The sequence below is a fragment of the Streptomyces sp. RLA012 genome, from assembly GCF_056270325.1.
Genome location: NZ_JBWDPA010000002.1, coordinates 1,552,644 through 1,570,982, shown reverse-complemented (window position 1 = coordinate 1,570,982; position 18,339 = coordinate 1,552,644). Strand labels below are relative to the sequence as shown.

The 18,339-nt window shown below is 69.2% G+C and carries 12 protein-coding genes and 2 pseudogenes; 12 read left to right on the top strand and 2 right to left on the bottom strand.

The window, feature by feature from the left end:
• Positions 1-34 precede the first annotated feature (34 nt).
• On the top strand, positions 35-1,804 hold the full coding sequence (locus RV986_RS07460) for a fatty acyl-AMP ligase (protein WP_475916629.1): 1,770 nt from the start codon (positions 35-37) through the stop codon (positions 1,802-1,804).
• The gene (locus RV986_RS07455; RefSeq protein ID WP_475916628.1) at positions 1,801-8,478 is read left to right on the top strand and encodes an SDR family NAD(P)-dependent oxidoreductase; all 6,678 of its coding nucleotides are present in this window, start codon (positions 1,801-1,803) and stop codon (positions 8,476-8,478) included. Before RV986_RS07460 ends, RV986_RS07455 begins: the two co-directional genes overlap by 4 nt.
• Positions 8,479-8,721: 243 nt before the next feature.
• On the opposite strand, the gene RV986_RS07450 is transcribed toward RV986_RS07455, so the two are convergent.
• Positions 8,722-9,465: a hypothetical protein gene (locus RV986_RS07450; RefSeq protein WP_475916627.1), complete on the bottom strand. Its 744-nt coding sequence runs from the start codon at positions 9,463-9,465 to the stop codon at positions 8,722-8,724.
• A 599-nt stretch (positions 9,466-10,064) separates the two neighbouring features.
• On the opposite strand from RV986_RS07450, the gene RV986_RS07445 reads away from it, so the two are divergent.
• The 4 genes and pseudogenes from RV986_RS07445 to RV986_RS07430 form a co-directional block, all read left to right on the top strand.
• Positions 10,065-10,913, top strand: coding sequence for an alpha/beta hydrolase (locus RV986_RS07445; protein WP_475916626.1), 849 nt, complete (start codon positions 10,065-10,067; stop codon positions 10,911-10,913).
• Positions 10,914-10,920: 7 nt separating this feature from the next.
• Complete coding sequence (locus RV986_RS07440; RefSeq protein WP_475916625.1) at positions 10,921-12,168, top strand: glycosyltransferase; 1,248 nt, start codon at positions 10,921-10,923, stop codon at positions 12,166-12,168.
• A gap of 89 nt (positions 12,169-12,257) precedes the next feature.
• Positions 12,258-12,686: pseudogene (locus RV986_RS07435) on the top strand (hypothetical protein); the annotation flags it as partial.
• A gap of 262 nt (positions 12,687-12,948) precedes the next feature.
• Positions 12,949-13,185 (top strand): annotated as a pseudogene (locus RV986_RS07430) (IS110 family transposase); the annotation flags it as partial.
• Between the two features lie 25 nt (positions 13,186-13,210).
• Here the strand turns inward: RV986_RS07430 and RV986_RS07425 are convergent.
• Positions 13,211-14,176 (bottom strand): GlxA family transcriptional regulator, encoded by a 966-nt coding sequence (locus RV986_RS07425; protein WP_475916624.1) that lies wholly within the window; start codon positions 14,174-14,176, stop codon positions 13,211-13,213.
• Positions 14,177-14,254: 78 nt separating this feature from the next.
• Here RV986_RS07425 and RV986_RS07420 point away from each other — a divergent pair, with 78 nt between their 5' ends.
• From RV986_RS07420 to RV986_RS07395, 6 genes are all read left to right on the top strand, one after another.
• On the top strand, positions 14,255-14,602 hold the full coding sequence (locus RV986_RS07420) for a DUF6616 family protein (protein WP_475916623.1): 348 nt from the start codon (positions 14,255-14,257) through the stop codon (positions 14,600-14,602).
• Positions 14,599-15,261 (top strand): HD domain-containing protein, encoded by a 663-nt coding sequence (locus RV986_RS07415; protein ID WP_475916622.1) that lies wholly within the window; start codon positions 14,599-14,601, stop codon positions 15,259-15,261. The genes RV986_RS07420 and RV986_RS07415 overlap by 4 nt, the downstream gene beginning before the upstream one ends.
• 476 nt (positions 15,262-15,737) lie before the next feature.
• The gene (locus RV986_RS07410; protein WP_475916621.1) at positions 15,738-15,992 is read left to right on the top strand and encodes a hypothetical protein; all 255 of its coding nucleotides are present in this window, start codon (positions 15,738-15,740) and stop codon (positions 15,990-15,992) included.
• Positions 15,993-16,012: 20 nt separating this feature from the next.
• A complete protein-coding gene (locus RV986_RS07405; protein ID WP_475916620.1) occupies positions 16,013-16,336 on the top strand; it encodes a hypothetical protein in 324 nt (107 codons plus the stop codon).
• A gap of 2 nt (positions 16,337-16,338) precedes the next feature.
• A complete protein-coding gene (locus RV986_RS07400) occupies positions 16,339-17,142 on the top strand; it encodes an MIP/aquaporin family protein (protein ID WP_475916619.1) in 804 nt (267 codons plus the stop codon).
• Between the two features lie 145 nt (positions 17,143-17,287).
• Positions 17,288-18,184, top strand: coding sequence for an AraC family transcriptional regulator (locus tag RV986_RS07395; RefSeq protein ID WP_475916618.1), 897 nt, complete (start codon positions 17,288-17,290; stop codon positions 18,182-18,184).
• Positions 18,185-18,339: the final 155 nt, after the last annotated feature.

Below are 18,339 nucleotides of genomic sequence, written 5' to 3'. Positions count from 1 at the left end.
AGAACGAAGGTTCGGTGACTTAGTGCTGAAAACCATGAAAGACACGATCAGTCATCATCTCGCCCGGGCCTCGGCGCAGACCCCCGATGGAAAAGCGTTCACTTTCGTGGACTTCAGCACCGATCGCGACGGAGCCTCCAGCTGTCTGACGTGGCGCCAACTGGAGAAGCGGGTACGTACCCTCGCGGCGGTCCTGCGTCACGGCGGCGCGGCCGGCGAGCGGGTGGCCGTCGTGGGTCCGCAGAACCTGGACTACGTCGTCGGCTTCCTCGCGGCCACGTGTGCCGGTGCGATCGCCGTTCCCCTTTTCCCCCCGGCTCTGCCGGGCCATGCGGAGAAACTGGCCGCCGCGCTCGCCGACGCCGACCCGGTGCTCGCCCTCACCAGTCCCGACTCGCTTCAGGCCGCGGAGAAGTTCTGCGCCAACCAGGACGGCCTCCGCGTGCGGGTGGTCACCGAGGAGGACCTGCTTTCGGGTTGGGCGGCAAGGGCCGAACCGACGGTCGGTGAGGCCCCTCATCCGCGCCCCGAGGACTGTGCCTACCTGCAGTACACCTCGGGCTCCACCCGCATGCCGTCCGGTGTGGAGATCACCCACGCCAACGTCTGCGCCAACGCACGCCAGGCGCTGAAGGCGTACGACATCCGAGCCGGGCGCAACTGCACCGTCGGCTGGCTTCCGCTGTACCACGACATGGGGCTCGTGCTGGCGATCGTGGTTCCTGTCGTCGGCCACGTCCACTCCGTGCTCATGGATCCGCTGGCCTTCGTGCAACAGCCCGTCCGATGGCTGCGGCTGCTCAGCGAATACCCGGGAGCGCTCACCGCCGCCCCCAACTTCGCGTACGACTACTGTGCGCGCCGCGTCACCGACGAGGAGCGCGCGAAGCTGTCGCTGGGAACGGTCGCCGCCATGGTCAACGGCAGTGAACCCATCGCCGAGCAGACGCTCCAGCGGTTCCAGCAGGCCTTCGCCCCGGTCGGCGCGGTCCCCACGGCGATGCGCCCGTCCTACGGGCTGGCCGAGGCGACTGTGTTCGTTTCCGCCTCACCGGCCGGTGAGGAACCGACCGTCACCTCCTTCGACCGTGACGCGCTGGCGGCCGGCACCGCCCGGCTGGCCGAGGGCACCGAGGGACAGGCCGTGACCCGCCTGGTCGGCTGCGGACGGCCCACCGACCAGGAGGCCGCCATCGTCGACCCGGCCGGCCTCGTCCGGCTGGAGGACGGGCGCGTGGGCGAGATCTGGCTGCGCGGCCCCAACGTCGGACGCGGCTACTGGGGACGCCCGGAACAGAGCGAGGCCACCTTCCGCGCCACCCTCCACGGCGACAACCCGGGCGAGGGGACGCATCACTGGTTGCGCACGGGAGACCTTGGTCTGTGGCACGACAAGCACCTCTACATCACCGGTCGCATCAAGGATCTCGTGATCATCGACGGGACCAATCACTATCCGCAGGACATCGAGCACACCGTCGAGAACGCCCACCCGGCGATCCGCCGCCATCACACCGCGGCGTTCTCCGTCCCCACTGATGACGGAGAACGCCTGGTCGTCGTCGCCGAGCACGCCCGTGACCTCGCGGAACCCCACAGGGTCCGGGACGAGGCGACACGCGCCGTACGCGTGGCGGTGTCCGCCGGTCACGCCATCGCGGTGCACGACTTCGTCCTCGCCCAGCCCGGCACCGTACCCCACACCACCAGCGGGAAGGTCGCCCGCGGCGCCTGCCGTGAGCGCTACCTCCGGGGTGCCTGGACCTCCGACACCCACGTACAGAGGGAGACCGACAACGTATGAACCAGCCAGGCGGACACCAGGAGCCGGTCGAGGACAACGCCCAGGCCACCACCTCCACCACGGACGGCCGCTCCGGATCGGGCCTTGCCGACCTGCGGAACGCACTGGTGCAGTTAGTCGCGGACATCAGCGGCATCTCGCCGGAACAACTCGACGACGACCGACCTCTGGCGGAGTACGGCCTCACCTCCCGCGACGCCGTCGGACTGACTGGCGAACTGGAGAAGATGCTCGACCGATCGCTGTCCGCCACGCTGCTGTGGGAGCACCCCACCATCGGACAACTCGTCGCCACCCTGACGAAGGCCGACCAGGCCGATGCCGCGCAGTCGGAACGGCAGCCCCGTGCGCCCGACGAGGCGGCCACCACCGCCCGCACCGACGACGGTGCCATCGCCGTCGTCGGCATCGGCTGCCGTCTGCCCGGCAACGTACACGGGCCGGACGCGTTCTGGGAGCAGCTCACGGCGGGAACGGACGCGGTCGGCCAGGTGCCCGAAGAACGCTGGCCGAACTTCTCCGGCACAGCGCCCGACGTCACCGCCCTGATGGAATCCACCACACTGTGGGGCGCCTTTCTCGACGACATCGAGGGATTCGACGCCAAGTTCTTCGGCATCACGCCCCACGAGGCCGAAGTCATGGATCCGCAGCAACGGCTGGTGCTCGAAGTCATCTGCGAGGCGCTGGACCATGCGGGCGTACCCGCCCACGCCCTGCAGTCCACCCCCACCGGCGTCTTCGTCGGCCTGAGCGCCCTCGAGTACGGGCATCTGACCACCTCGGATCCCGCGCGACTGACCCCGTGGACCAGCACCGGAGCCGCCGGCAGTATCGTCGCCAACCGCGTGTCCTATCTGCTCGACCTCCGCGGCCCCAGCATCACCACCGACACGGCCTGTTCGTCGTCCCTCGTGGCCGTGCACCTGGCCTGCCGCAGCCTGCGCAGCCGGGAGTGCGACACGGCACTGGCCGCAGGAGTCAACCTGCTCCTGTCCCCAGCGGTCACGGCCTCGCTCGAACAGGCCGGCATCCTGGCCGCGGACGGCAGGTGCAAACCCTTCGACGCCGCGGCGGACGGGATCACCCGTGGTGAGGGCTGCGGCGTCGTCGTGCTCAAGCGGCTTGCCGACGCCCGGCGCGACGGCGACAGGGTGCTCGCTGTCATCAGGGGCACCGCCGTGAACCAGGACGGCCGGTCGGCGGGCCTCATGGCACCCAACCCGGCGGCGCAGGAAGCGCTGCTGCGCGACGCCCTGCGCGACGCACGCATCGACGCGGCCGCCGTCGACTACGTCGAGGCGCACGGGACGGGCACCCTGCTGGGGGACCCCATCGAGGCGACTGCCCTCGGAGCGGTCGTCGGACGTGGCAGGCAGCCCGACCGGCCACTGCTGATCGGATCGGTCAAGAGCAATCTGGGTCACCTCGAAGGCGCGGCCGGCATCATCGGCCTGATCAAGACCGCGCTGGCCCTGCATCACGGCCGTATCCCGGTCAGCCTGCACTTCAAGAGCCCCAACCCCCACATCGACTTCACCGAGCTGGGCCTGCGCGTGGTCACCGAACCGACCGCATGGCCCACCTCCGGGGACCGTCCGGGGTGCGCCGGTGTGTCCGCCTTCGGCTTCGGTGGTACGAACGCCCATGCCGTACTCGAGCAGGCGCCGCCGACCGCTGCGAATCCCGCGCAGCCTACGCGGGCCGAGGACGAAGAGGCCGACCACCCGCACATCCTGGTGGTGTCCGCCCGTTCCTCGGGCAGGCTCGCCGACGTGGCCGCGAGCCTGTCGCGATGGGTGGCCGCCGACGACGCGCCCGCCCTCACCGACATCGCCCACACGCTCGCCTCGCACCGCCGTGGCCCGTCCTGCGCCGCCGTCGTCGCGCGGACCCGCTCCGAGGCGGCTGCCGGGCTGGCCGCGCTGGCCCGGGGGGAGACGGTTCCCGGCGTGGTCGCCGCGTGCACCGACGCACGAGCGGCGCAGTCGTTCACAGCGCGCCGACCGGTCTTCGTTTTCTCCGGTTACGGCTCACAGTGGGAGGGCATGGGGCGGCGCCTACTGACCGACGACGCCCTCTTCGCCGCCCAGGTGTCCGCGCTCGATGCGAACTTCCTCGCGGAGACCGGCTCGTCACTGACCGACATGCTCATGTCCGATTCCGCCCGGACAGTGGACCGGATCCAGCCGCTTCTCTTCGGACTCCAGCTGGCTCTGGCGCGGACCATGCAGGCCTACGGCGTGGAACCCGCCGCCGTCATCGGCCACTCGATGGGCGAGGTCACAGCCGCCGTGTTCGCCGGCGCTCTCGACGACCGCGACGGACTGCGCGTCATCGCCCGCCGATCGGCCCACCTCGCCACCCTCGAAGCCGAACACACCGGCGCGATGGCCGCGGTGGAGCTTCCCGTAGAGTCCCGGACGGCCATCCTCAGCCGCTTTCCCGGTGTCGAGGTCGCCGTCCAGTCCTCGCCCCAACGCTGCACGGTGGCCGGACCGGCCCAAGCGGTGCGCGACGTGGTGGACGAGCTGACCGAGCAGGGCCGGCTCGCCCGGCTGCTCGAGACTGGCGGAGCCGTACACTCAGCCTTGGTCGATCCCATCCTGACGCCACTGCGCGAAGATCTTGTCGACTTGCGCCCGCACACACCCACCACACCCTGGTACAGCACAGTCCTCGATGATCCCCGCGCAGGCACGGCAGCCGATGCGAGCTACTGGTGCGCCAACGTCCGCCGCTCGGTGCGCCTGCAACAGGCGGTGACAGCGGCAGCCGAGGACGGCCACACCCTGTTCCTGGAGATCTCGCCCCACCCCATCGTCGTCGTCCCGCTCGCGGAGAGCCTCGATGCCACCCCGGCGGGGGATCAGGCGCTGGTCGTCCCGACCCTGCACAAGAACACCGACGACACCGTCCAGGTACGGGCCGCGCTGGCCAGGCTGCACTTCGCCGGCGTCACGCTGAATCCCGGGCTGTGGCCCGCTGGTGCGCGCACCGCACTGCCCACACCCGCGTGGCGGCACGAACGGTTCTGGTTCCCCCGCCCCGCCCAATCGACCGAAACCGGCGGTCATCCCCTGCTGGGCAGACGCACCGACGACCCGAGGACCGGCGCCGTGCTGTGGCAGGGAGACGTCGGCACGCTGCGGCACGGCACCCGCAGCACGGTCCACGGCAGAGCGGTGCTGACCCTCGTCGAGGCCGCGGAGCTGATGATCGAAGCCGGCCTGGACCTGTGGGCCCGGGAGGGCGTCACCCACCTCGGCATCGAGGACCTGCAGATCCATCAGTGGCTCGCCATCTCCAGCAGCACCCCCCTGACCGCGGTGTGGGAACCGGCCTCCGGCACCCACGGAACCATCACCCTCCACGCCTGCGGCGCCGGCACCACTTGGCGCTGCTACGCCTCGGCCCGCGTCACCCGCGACCCGGAACCCCAGGGCGAGCACGACCCCGAGTCGGAACCGGCGCCCGCCCTCGTCCGGCACATCGTCCCCGAGGACACCCGGCCCCCCCACCGGTCGTCCTACGCACATGTCCTGACCGCCATGCTGGAGGCGCAGAGCGCTGCGGACACACCACCGGGCAGCGACCGCACCGTCCAGGCCGCCGCACACACCGTCCCGGTCGGCGTACGGTCCCTGCACATCAAGGGTCCGGGCGTCCTCGACACCGGCTATGACATCTGCTGCACGCCCGTCGACAGCGTCGGCCCTGCGGACGCAGGCGTCGACCAGTGGCACGTCTCCGCCCGGGGCGCCACCAGCGAGATCGTCGCCCGGTTCGTTCAGCTGCGGCCCGTCGAGCGGCGTGCAGTGCCCCGGTCCCTCGAGACGTGCACTTACGACATCCAGTGGGAGAAGTCCACCGTTCCCCTGCCATCGAGCCGTCTGCAGCGTGCCCTGCTCGTCAGCGACGAACCGGACGCCGCGGGCGGCGCCACGGCCTCGCTCGTGGCGGCCCTGGAAGCCGGCGGTGTTGACGTCACGCCGACCGATGCCCGGGACGACGCCTGCGACGCCGTACTCGACGCCTGGCTGGAGGCCCCGCAGGACGGCCCGAGTGCCGTAGTCCTGTTCCTCCAGCAGCACGAACGCGACGACGACATGCGGCCACTGCACACGGCGGCACGGTTGGCGCGCCGCCTGGCCGGCGCCACGCACCGGCAACCGCCGCGCCTGTGGATGGCCACCGTGCTGGCACAGGCGACAGGGTCCGGGGAACCCGGGACGCCGTATCTCGCCTGCTTGCGTGGACTCGTCCGGGTCCTCGCGCTCGAACACCCTCATCTGCGGGCCTCGCTGGTGGACATCGACGAACAGCCCGGCGCGGTCGACGACCTCGCCCGCGAACTCCTCGCGGGCGGCGACGCGGACGAGATCGCCTGGAGGTCCGGCACACGTCTGACCGCCCATCTCGCCCGGGCCGACCTCAGCGCACAGCGCAACGACAACGTGGCCTTCACCCGTCCCGACGGTGCGTACATCATCACCGGGGGCCTGACCGGACTGGGCCTGGCGACAGCGGGCCGACTCGCCGAGCAGGGTGCCGGGCGCATCGTCCTCAACGGACGCCGTACCCCGGGACCCGAGGCCCAGGCCGTCCTGGCCGAGCTGCAGGACCGGGGAACCTCCGTCGCCGTGGTCCAAGGGGACATCGCGGACCCAGACGTGTCCACGAACCTGGTGCGTGCCGCCCTCGCCGAGGGCCACAGCCTGCGCGGCATCGCGCACTGTGCCGGCGTCCTGCACGACCGCGTGATCACCGACCTCGAACCGGCGGACATCGACACGGTGCTGCGGCCGAAGGCCGTCGGAGCCCGGAACCTTGAGGCGGTCATCGCCGACCACGATCTGGACTGGTGGGTGATCTACAGCTCCGCCGCGGCACTTCTCGGCTCACCCGGACAGTCCGCCTACGCGGCCGCCAACGCCTGGCTCGACGCCGTGGCCCACCACCGCAGAGCCAGCGGCCTGCCCGCGAGCTCCATCGCCTGGGGCCCCTGGGAGAACGTCGGCATGGCGGCCGGAAACCCGGTGCTGGCCCTGGAACCCATCCAGATGAGCGAGGGAATGGACGTCCTGCAGGCACTCGTCACCCTCAATCGCGCGCACGTAGGCGTCGTCCACCTCGACACGGACCGTGTGCTGGGGGCGTTCCCCGGCCTGTCCGCCATCCCCTTCTTCTCCGATGTCCTTGGGGACGGTTCACCCGGCGCCGAAGACTGGGTCGGCCCCCACGGCATCGCGGCTCTCGGCAGCTCCGCCGCAGACATGGTGTACGCACGCGTGGTCAGAAGAACGGCAGCCATCATGGGGTTCATGGCCGCCGAACTCAGCGAGACGATCCCGCTGACCGAACTGGGCCTGGACTCCCTGGTGGCGGTGCGCATCCGCAACGCGTTCCGCCAGGACTTCGGCATCGACCTGCCCGCGCCCTGGCTGCTGCGTGGCGCCAGCCTGCGTGAACTCGGCCGCGCGGTGCTTGAACAACTCGGTCTCGACGCCACGGAGCCGACGGCCGGTTCCCAGCCGATGGAGCCCGACGACACACGACAGGCCGAGCCGTCCACACCCACGCTGCCGAGCTTCCTCGCCCCCAGGGACGCCGCGGAGCGGCTGGTTGCGAGCGCCTGGGCCGAAGTCCTGCAGCAAGGGTCCAAGGACATCCGGGAGGACTTCACCACCGCCGGCGGGGACCAGGCTGCCGCCGTGGCCCTGGCGGACGCCATTCACCGGCGCCTCGGCGACGACACCGAGTTGAGCCTGACGGCCGACGCCATCCTCGCCCCGCGCACCGTCACAGCCGTCGCCGAACTGATCCGGCCGGTCGTCAACCGAACCGGCCGGTCGGCACTCACCACCCTGCGCCCCCCACTCGCCGGGTCGGAGCGGCCTCCGCTGTTCACCTTCCACCCCGCCGGCGGCCCGACCTCGGTCTACCTGCCCCTGATGGGGCTGTTGCCGGCCGAACAGCCTGTGTACGGCCTGGAACGCGTCGACGAGCTGAGCACCATGGAGGAGAAGGCGGCCCACTACCGCGCGCTCATCCGTGACATCCAGCCGGAAGGGCCCTACCACCTGCTCGGCTGGTCCTTCGGAGGGTGTCTCGCCTACGAAGTGGCTCGTCAACTGAGGCAAGAAGGACAGGGCATCGGGTTCCTCGGACTGATCGACACCGTCCTGCCCCCCGCCCTGCCGCAACCGGAATCACGGGAGTTCCTGCTCGAGCGTTTCGGTCGTTTCGCCGAGTACATCGAGAAGACGTACGGGCACCGCCTTGACCTGCCCTACGAGGAGCTGGCGGCCACCCCGGACGATCAGCAGATCGACGTGATCATGCGTCTGGTCGCCGACGCCGGCGTCGACATGAGCCCAGGGATCATGGAGCACCAACGGACCTCGTACGTCGATGCCCGCGTCGGCGAACGGTATGTCCCCCGTCCCCAGGAGGACCACGTAGTCCTCTACCGGGCCAAGCAACCGCAGCAGCTCACCACCGCTCTGGACCCGCGCTACCTCCGGCAGGACGCCGACCTCGGATGGGCGCCCCTGTGTCAGACCCTCGAGATCGTCCCCGTCGAGGGCGACCACCTGTCCGTCATCGACCCCCCTCACGTCCAGACCATCGCGCAGCACGTCACCCGCGCCATGGGGTGGCCCACGCAGTGATCGGCGCACCGCGCCTGTTCCGTGGGGCTCACCTGCGGAACAGGCGCAACCGCTCCTCACCCACCCGAGTACGGGCCTGCGAGTCGGTGACGCCGAGCCCGGTACGCGGAGCCAGACACAGCACACCGGCCTTGCCGATGCGCTGATGGCCTGGAAGTCCGTGCGGCCGCCCCGGCCTGTGCCGGCGGATACGTCGTCGGCAGGGCGGGAACCACGCTGCCCATCGTGATGAGCCGGTCGGCCTCACACCGCTCGTGAAGGTTCGCACCGTGACCGCCGATGCTCCGCTTCAGCCGCATGCACCGGTACCGGTTGTTCGTAGGTGTGCTGGTAGCCGGTACTGGATCCGGAGGTGACGACCGTCCCGCCTCGCCCGGCCAGGAACACGGACACCGTGAAGGTCTTCATGCCGACGTGCTCGAACACGACGTGCGGGTCCTCGCCGACCGTCTCGTGGTGGGGAAGGTCGTGCCGGGCCTCCCATCTCCCGGCCTTCCCTGTTTCCTTGAGGAACCGGAAGGTCGGCAACGGCTCGAACACGGCCGTCAGACCGTGTTGCAGTTGACCGCAGTCGCCATCACGGCGATCAGCCTCTTCCGGAGCGAACTCGGGCATCGGCACGTCCCCGACGATCAGGGACTTACGTATGTCCTCGTCCTCGACGCCCTCGAACATGTCGACGTCGCAGGCGCGCTGGGAGGCTGCCGTGAAGTGGTCCGGAACAGGGAGCGACTCGAGCCCCGCTGCGTCTGCACGCGCGATGCACGGCCGTTTCAAGATTTTTGCAGGGGTGCGGTGGTGTGTGAGCGTGTGCGGGAGGGAAGCGCACACTGCAGGTGTGGCCCGCCCCGCCGGACCTGCCGTCTCCCCACCGAGCAGGTGTACCCGTGTGAACGATACGTCCACGATCTCACCGGCCGGTTCCACAGTGCGGTCGCGGTCTTCGGCGTCACCAGCCTGACCTCCGCCCGCGCCGGTGCCCGCCACGTCGTCCGGCTGTGCGCTGGGCGGTGGGCCTTTGAAGTCCTGCGCTTCGTCAGGGACACGCTCTATGACGAGGACGCCTCTCGCGTCCGTACCGGCTCGCCCCGACCCAAGCGCGATGGCCTCACCGCGCAACCCCGCCATCGGCGCACACCGCCTCGCCGGCCGCACCGCGATCACTGAAGCCGCCACCCGCTGGGCCGGCCGATCCACGGACCGCCCCTTTACCGTCCTCGGACTGCCACATGGATCTTGAAATGGCGTGACCCGCGATGATTGCTACGGAAGGGGCGATGTCATTTCGGCTTCAATGTGGCTCACGGCTCACGACTGCTTTCCACGAGAGCCGCTGAACCTGCTGCCCTGCAAACGCTGCTCGGCTGTACGGGCTACTGCCCTCCGTTGAACGGAGTGTCTGCTGGTGATGACCAACGCATTTCGTCATGCTCCCGGCTGTGTGGGTCACTTTTCTGAAGTACGCGAGAACGAATCTGGTGTGCCTCTGGCTCGCCGCCGTTCTCCTCTCGACCGAGGCGCATGCGGCTGAGCGGAGACCGGACGGCACGCCAGAGCCTCACCACGCAGAGGCTCGTGTCACTGCCGTGAAAACCATCGACGACCGGATGCGCGATCTCACAGTCAGTTCTCCGGCGATGGGAATGTCCATCCCGGTCCGCGTCATTCTTCCCGCGAGCTGGAGTAAAAAGCCGAGAGCCACCTTTCCGGTTCTTTACATGCTCCATGGCGGCAACGACGACTACACGTCCTGGACACGCGAGACGGATGTGGAAGCGTTGGCGAAGAAATCCGACGTGCTCATCGTCATGCCGGACGCCGGAAAGGCCGGCTACTACAGTGACTGGTTCGCCGGTACTCCCCGCTGGGAAACCTTTCACACCGACGAACTCGTGCGGCTCATGGAGAAGAAGTACCGTGCGGGCCGCTCACGAGCCATCGTGGGAGTGTCCATGGGAGGCTTCGGCGCACTCAACTACGCGGCGCACCACCGGGGGATGTTCCGTTACGTGGCCTCAATGAGTTCTTACGTGGATCTGAATGACTCTGTCGTGCGCCTGGAACTCTCATTCGGTACCGGGAGGGAGGGCATCGACATCAAAGAAGTGTGGGGCGACCCGGTGAAGAACGCCGGAGTCTGGCGAGCCCACAATCCCGTTGCCATGCCGCGTTCCTTCCGCGGAACGCACGTCCATCTGTCCGCGGGCAGCAGCGAGCTCGGACCGTTGGACACGGGACGCCCACCCGGTGTGCTGCTGGTGAGCATGCTGGCCGAGGCACCACTGTCGCAGCAGATCAAGAGATTCGCGTGGTCGCTCCGCTCGGCGGGTGTCGACGTCACGACGCATGTGTACACGCCGGGGACGCATTCCTGGCCGTACTGGCAGAACGAGTTGCACGGCATCTGGCCGACAGCCATGAAGTCACTCGGGTAGCGGTCTCATGCGAACAGTGGTGATCTTCGCCGCGGGATCCCGCGGCGACGTCCAGCCTTGCCTGGCGCTGGGGCGAGCGCTGCTCCGTCGGGGCGACACGGTAAGGATCCTGGCCAGCGTCCGCTATCGGCGTCTGATCGCCGAGGCGGGCCTGGACCTCCATCCCCTTCCGGTCGACCCCGCGGAGATCATCGAGTCCGCCGAGGGGCAGGAACTCCTCGCCGGACGACGGAACCCGGTGGCGTTCATCCGCCGTATGGACCGGGTCCTGCGACCCTGCATCATGCCGATGCTGGAGGAGACGCAGGTCGGTGCGAAGGGAGCCGACCTGGTTCTGGCACCAACCCTCTGCTTCCTCGGCGTTCACCTGAGCCAGTACCTCCAAGTCCCGCACGCCGTCATTCACTTCCAGCCGAGCCAGCCCACGAAGGCCTTTCCGCACCCGTTCGCACCGGCTGCCCGGATGCTGGGAGGCGTGGGCAACCGGCTCAGTTTCGGTGCGGTCGACCTCGGGTCCTGGATGGTGTTCCGGCGGTTCGTCAACACATGGCGCCGGGAGAGCCTCGGCCTCCCGGAGCTCTCCCTGTCGGCCCCCTTCCGGCAGGTTCGCCAAGCCCCCGTGCTGTGTGCGTTCAGCCCCACGGTCGTGCCGCGGCCGTCCGACTGGGGACCGAACGTCCACGTCACCGGCTTCTGGCACCACGACCAGCCGCTGTGGAAACCCTCACGGCGACTGCTTGCCTTCCTGGCCGCCGGCCCCCCGCCCGTCTACGTCGGATTCGGCAGCATGAAGACCGGCGACCCCGAGGCGACCGACGCCCTCGTACGGACGGCCCTGCGGCGGGCGAACCTGCGCGGAGTGCTGCCAGGGGACCCCGCCACCAGCGAGGACGACATCCTCGTGGTCGGCGACACCCCCCACGACTGGCTGTTTCCCCGGATGGCCGCTGTCGTCCACCACGGCGGGGCAGGCACGACGGCCTCGGTACTGCGCGCCGGAAGACCCTCCCTGGTCTGCCCGTTCTTCGGGGACCAGCCCTACTGGGCCGCACGGGTGCACGAGCTCGGCGCTGGGCCCGAGCCCCTGCCGGTCCGTGAGCTCACCGTTGCCGCCCTCGCCCAGCGCCTGCAGGCCCTCACCCGGCACGCTTCCTACGCCGAGGCCGCGCGCCGGCTCGGCCGGGCCCTGGAAGCCGAGGACGGCACCGCCCGGGCCTGTCAGGTCCTGGACCAGTACGGTGTCGGCCCTGGGTGATCACGGGTGATCAAGACGTCCTCGAACGCTTCCGTTGCCGGGCCCAGAGCGACTGCTGGGTCAGTAGTGTCAGGGGGCCGGCCAGGCTGATGTCCAGGAGGTTCAGCAAGAGCTGTTTTGAGGGGCGTAGGGCCTGGTGGGCGGCGCCGTGGATTTTGGGGTCACGAATCGCCGCGCTCGGGGACCTGCCGCGTCCAGGCCGGCCGGGAACGGTGGATGAGGTGGCGGTGCTGGTGGCGACGCTGGCCGGGAACGGTCGGCCGCCGGCCCGTCTGGGGGTGACGCACTGGTCGTCTGTACGGCACCCGTGCCCAGGCCGCCCGACGCGGTCAGCTGAAGAACGGGTCGTGCACGAGGTGAACCCAGCCGCCGTCCGGCTGGCGTCGGAGGATCTCGGTGCCAGGAAACCCGGCGTCAGCCCCCACCAATGGCTCCTGACCGCCCGCATCAACCGCACGCGAGAACTCCTGGAGACCGCCGACCTCCAGGTGGAACAGATCGCCACCCGGTGCGGCCTCGGCAGCGGCGCCAACATGCGCGCCCGCTTCCGTGACGCCCTCGGCACCACGCCCACGGCCCTATCGCCGCACCTTCCAGCACCAGGCCGCCTGACGGCGAAGGCCGCACTGCGCGGTCACGGAGTCCGTCGACCCAGGCGCGCGTCCGCCCCGGCAGTGTCCAGGGCAGGAAGATCGCCTCACGGTAGGGCGTCGAGAAGGCTCGTGGCCCGTACGGCTCGAACGGGCATGATCGCGCAGCTCGGCCCTGGGCGGCAGTCCGGGCAAGGTCGGCGGCAACCCTCACCGGCCACTGGTCCACCACCGAAGGCTCCAGCGCGTCTTCTACACCTCCGCGCTGGTCAGCGTCCGCTACGACCCGAGCTCGCGGAAGTTCTACGACCGCAAACGCGCAGGAGGGAAGAAACGTGTCCAAGCCGAGCTCACCCTTGCCCGTCGGCGCGTCAACGTCCTGTGGGCCCTGATCCGTGACCGAAGGTGCTACGAAGTGGCGCCCCCGTGGCTGCGACCGCTTGACAACAGCATCAGGAAGCGAAGGTGCGGCGATAGCTCGATGGGCTGGTCCTGGTCATCGCGGTGAAGTGGATTCGCAATGACTCCGCGGAGCCGAAGCCGCATCGGTGGGCGATGTCGTCGATGCCGAGGCGAGTGGTCTCCAGGAGTTCGCGCGCGCGGGCTACGCGTTGCATGGCCACCCAGTTCATGACGCTCGTTCCGGTCACGGCCCGGAATCTGCGGCGCAGGGTTCGTGTGCTCATGTGGCTGTGCCGGCTGACCGACTCCAGGGTGAGCGGCTCGTCGAGGTGTTCCAGGATCCAGGTGATCACGTCGGTGATCTCGGAGTCGCCGCCGGGCGGGACGTGCTCGATGAACTGGGCCTGTCCTCCTTCGCGGTGGGGCGGGCTGACCAGGAAGCGGGCCATCGTGTTCGCGGCGGCCTGACCATGGTCGAGCCGCAGGAGATGCAGGCACAGGTCGGTTCCGGCGAGGACACCCGCGGAGGTGAAGACGCCGCTGTCCTCGACGTAGAGCTCCGCTTCGCGGACCTTGACCGACGGGTGGCGGTCTCGCAGCAGGCCGGCCCAGCGCCAGTGGGTGGTGGCGCTGCGGCCGTCCAGAACCCCGGCCGCGGCCAGGGCGAAGGCGCCCGTGCAGATCGACACCATCCGGCTGCCCCGGTTGTATGCGTCACGCAGCCGTTCGACCAGCTCGGCGTCCGGAGACTCGGTGGGGTCTTGTACTCCGGCGACGATCACGGTGTCCGCCGTGTCCAGCCGGTCGAGCGGCTCGACCTCGCGGGGCACCAGCGAGTTCTCCGCGGGAACCGCACTCACCAAGGTCAGCTCGTAGGGGGCGCTGCCGGGCCAGCAGGCGGTGACCCAGTCCGGCCAGCGGCCGAACACCTGCTGGGGAACGGCTACGTCCAACAGGACGTAGCCCGGCTGCACCACCACTGCGACCTTGGCCGGATCTTTGGGATTAATGTCCATCTGGCCATCGTACGGTGACCTCGGTCTTCCTAGGCTGGTCGCATCACGCCGATCGCGATAAATGAGGAGATGCGCAACATGTACGTAGTCGTCGAGACGTGGACACCGAAGCCCGCGTTCTTCGCCGCAGACGAGAAGGCGCGGAACGACCTGTTCACAGGGATTCAGGAAGCCATGAAGCAGCTCGCGGACATCGGCTTCGTGACGCTCGGCTGGGGCAGGGTGGAACCGGCCGCGCATTCCGCGTCCTATGAGTGGTTTGCGGTCTGGCAGGCCCCTTCGAGGGAAGTGGCAGACCTGTTCCTGAGCGGTGTCGAGAGCTCCGGCTGGTACACCTACTTCGAGCAGACCAACGTCGTGGGTGAGCTGCGGCCGGCCGATGCGGTCATCGCCGAGCACCTGGCACTGGAGGCTGAGGTCAAGTGAGCGTGCTCGAGAATCTGCCGGAGGAGATCGGAGGCTGGCCGCGTACGGCCGCTACGGAGGCCGCTGTCGCCTTCACTGCCGAGCACTCCCCGGAATGGCTGCTCAACCACACTGTCCGCAGTTACTTCTATGCTCGTAGTATCGCCGCCGCAAGGAAGCTCGTTGCCGGGGTGGACTACGACGACGAGACGCTCTTTCTCGCCACGGTGCTGCACGACATCGGCCTGACCGACGCGGGGCAGGGTCCGAACCGGTTCGAGGTGGACGGTGCGTTCCGGGCCGCTCGATTCGCCCGGGAGCACGGGCTGTCCGATGTCGCCGCCGACCAGATCTGGGATGCGGTGGCGCTGCACACCTCGCCGGGGATCGCGCCCCACAAGCATCTGCTCGGCGCTCTCGCGCATTTCGGTATCGGTGCCGACATGTTCGCTTTCGGTGTCGAGGAGGTGGACCGGGCGGTACTGGACGCGGCGCACGAGGCGTTTCCGTACCTGGATCTGCGGAACAAGATCCATGCGCAGGTGGTCCATCAGATCGACGAGCAGCCGTCCAAGTGGGCGCCGGTGTCGTTCGTCGACATCGTGTACCGCAAGCACCGGCCGGACAATCCGTTCCCCGGGCTGGACGAGCTGGACGCCGCCCCGGTGCGTCCGGAGTAACGACGTCTCGCGGCGGCTGCGGTCGCGCATACCGTGGCCGTTTGCCGGCGGGCAGCTGTGACGAAGAAGACGTGGAGCCGGGCACCCCGTGTGCCTGGCTCCGCGCCTGTGTTGACCCGGCATCACGTCCCGGGCCTTTGAGCGTCGGCATCCCGGCTTCAAGGAAAGCCAGGGCGGTCGCAATGCGGGGACCGATGTCGTCGGAAGCGGCGCCGAGTTCTTCGGCGAGGGCTTTCACGGCTGCGTCGAGGGTGGCGGTCATGCGGCAGGCGCGCAGTTCGCGGTTGGCCGCGAACATGCGGTGTTCGAACCTGTTGGTCTCGTCGTCCTGTCCTTCGGTCCGTAGCCATCGGCCCAGGATTTCCATGGCTGTGTCGTGGGGGTCGCGGTCGCGCAGCCGGGCGGTCGGCTGGCCCATCGATTCGATGAAGCGGCTGAGCGCGATGTCTTGTTCGAAGCGGAAGCACAGGGGGACCGTGCGGGGGGCGACCTCGGCCGCTCCCGCGATGTCGGCGACCGTGGTGGCGCGGCGGCCGCGTTCGCTTCGCCCCCCCGCCGGTGCCGAGACGGAGGCCGACTTCCTCGAGGTGCGCCGTCCGGGTGTAGATGCCTACCCGACGCTGCTGCTGCATACCGCCCACGGCGCCGACCGCCCGGGCGGCCCGGTCGCTGCGGCCGACGCGCTCACCCATGCCCTGGACCAGCACGTGGCCGCCACCACGGCCGCCTGAAGCCACCCCCTCAGCACTTTGTGAACGAAAGCGCGCCCATGTCTGCCCTGACCCAGAACGTCCACGCCGCCGGTGACACCGGTCTGAACAATGCGTCCGTCCCGATCACGGGCGAGCGCGACGCGCCGCTCCTGGGCGACTATCAGTTCGCACTCGCCGAGCAGCACCAGATCCTTGCGTTCATCATCGACAGCGGCAAGAAGCCGACCACCGCGGCGGGCACGACCGCCGACCCGGATTACCGTCTGAAAGAAGCGATGTTCGAGCGGCGTCCCGATCCGGGCCTGCTGGTGTTTCCGGACCTGGGCACCAGGGTCGCCATCGGCGTGATGGCCAGGGGCTGACCGTGTCCACGATTGCCTCTGTACCTGCGCGGCGGACTACTGGTGCCACCGCCTGGGGGGCGATGGTCGCGGAGTTCGTCCTTACGGGCGGTCTCCTGTTCGTCGTGGTGACCGCTGTCCGCTGGGTGACGGCATCGCCACTCAGCCGGGCCCTGCCAAAACCGCATCTGCAGCTTGCGGTCGTGGCGGTGATGGTCGGCGCGGCGCTCGCGGGGGCGCTGTCCTCACCATGGGGCCGTTATTCCGGCGGACATCTCAACCCGGCGGTGACCCTCGGCCTGTGGCTGACCGGTGCCTTCCCCGGCCGCCGGGTTCCGGCGTACTTCGCTGCCCAGCTCACCGGTTCCGTGGCGGGTACCGGCCTGGCCCGCCTCGTGTGGGGCCCGGTCATCGGGGACCGGATGGCCTACGCCGCGGTCGAACCCGCTCCTTCCTGCTCGCCGACCCTGCTGTTCACCGCCGAAGCCGTGTCTACCGCCGCTGTCCTCACCGTCACGCTGCTGCTGATGTCCCGTCGCGCGTGGACGCGCTGGATCCCGCTGGCTCGCCCCGCCGCCACCGCTGTGGTCATGATTGTCCTCGGCACCCTCACTGGCGGATCCGCCAATCCCGCCCGCCAGTTCGGCCCCGTTCTGTGGGCCCACCGGCCGGGTGACTGGTCACATCTGTGGCTCTATCTGGTGGCACCCCTTGCAGGCGCGGCCCTCACCGGTGGGGTCGCCCGGTACCAGGCATATTGCCCAGTCCATCCTCCGAAGAGCGACGGCGGACGGTCGCGCGAGAGGCGATCGGAGAGTGGCCGTTGAGCTGATGGAAGAACTTGCTGAAGTTCGGTGGCGCTGGTGAAGCCAAGCTGCGCCGCGAGTTGGGAGGCCGGCGGGTCGCCGTGTACCAGGAGACCGAAGGAAGCTCGTCGCCGGTGTGGTCAGCCGCAGCTGCGATCATTGGTGGATGGCTGGTATGGGAAGCCCGGATGTTGTCGACGTCAGCTATGACAATCCGGACCAACCCCGGCTGGGGCTGGAGGTTTTGTCCTTCGCGACGCTGCGTGAGCGGCTCTTGCCGTCTGTCGCGGCGGCGCCCAGTCGTCCGGACTTCCATCAGCTGACCCTGGTCACCCGCGGCGAGGGTACCGCGTTGATCGACTTTGTGGCTTACCCGTGCGCTCCGGGGACTCTGCTGCATTTGCGTCCTGGTCAGGTGCAGCGTTTCCCTGCGGATCCTCAGGGGGGCATTGCGGATCTCGATGCGACCTTGGTGGTGTTCACGCCTGCCTTCCCGCCGCCGGTGCCTGCCAGTGCAGCCGTCATCGACGAGGGGCTCAGTCCTGCCGCTTTCTCACTGTCCGCGGTGGAGTACCGGGCCATGTCGGTGGCGGTGGCTGAGATAGCGGCGGAATACGCCACGCTGGCCGAGCGGGACGCTTCGCAGGCGGAACTCACTGTGGAGCTGCTGCGGCAGCTTCTTGCTGCGCTGCTGGTGCGCGTTGCCCGGCTGCCGCATCCTGGTGAATGGAATCCTGCGGCGGGGGGCGAGGTGTTCCGGGTCTTCCGTGGCGAGCTGGAACGCGCGTTCGCCACGAGGCGCCGTGCTGCCGAGTATGCCGCGCACCTCGGTTACTCACCGCGGACGCTTACGCGAGCCTGTCTGGCCGCTACGGGCCGTACCGCGAAGGATCTCATCGACGACCGTGTCGCCCTGGAAGCCAAGCGGTTGCTGGTACATACCGGCCTTCCTGTCGCGTCCGTCGGGCGCATGCTGGGCTTCACGGAACCCACCAACTTCGGGAAGTTCTTCGAGCGGACGGTGGGTGCCACTCCCGGGGCATTCCGCGCCACGCAGCGCTGACGGCCCCACCCGCTGAGACAGCCAGGGGCATCTGGGCCGTGGGGCGGAGACTGCGCCGAGCCCGGGCTCTCCGAGGCGCACGCCTTGAGTGGATCGGCGAGTCCATTTTCGACCATGGCGCGTCTCTTGCATACCTCGCTTGCGCCGCTCGTATC

Excerpts from the sequence above, each read along its gene's own strand:
- RV986_RS07460 (WP_475916629.1), top strand. The coding sequence starts at position 35 with ATGAAAGACACGATCAGTCATCATCTCGCCCGGGCCTCGGCGCAGACC.
- RV986_RS07420 (WP_475916623.1), top strand. The coding sequence starts at position 14,255 with ATGTACGTAGTCGTCGAGACGTGGACACCGAAGCCCGCGTTCTTCGCC.
- RV986_RS07425 (WP_475916624.1), bottom strand. The coding sequence starts at position 14,176 with ATGGACATTAATCCCAAAGATCCGGCCAAGGTCGCAGTGGTGGTGCAG.
- RV986_RS07395 (WP_475916618.1), top strand. The coding sequence starts at position 17,288 with ATGGCTGGTATGGGAAGCCCGGATGTTGTCGACGTCAGCTATGACAAT.
- RV986_RS07455 (WP_475916628.1), top strand. The coding sequence starts at position 1,801 with ATGAACCAGCCAGGCGGACACCAGGAGCCGGTCGAGGACAACGCCCAG.
- RV986_RS07440 (WP_475916625.1), top strand. The coding sequence starts at position 10,921 with ATGCGAACAGTGGTGATCTTCGCCGCGGGATCCCGCGGCGACGTCCAG.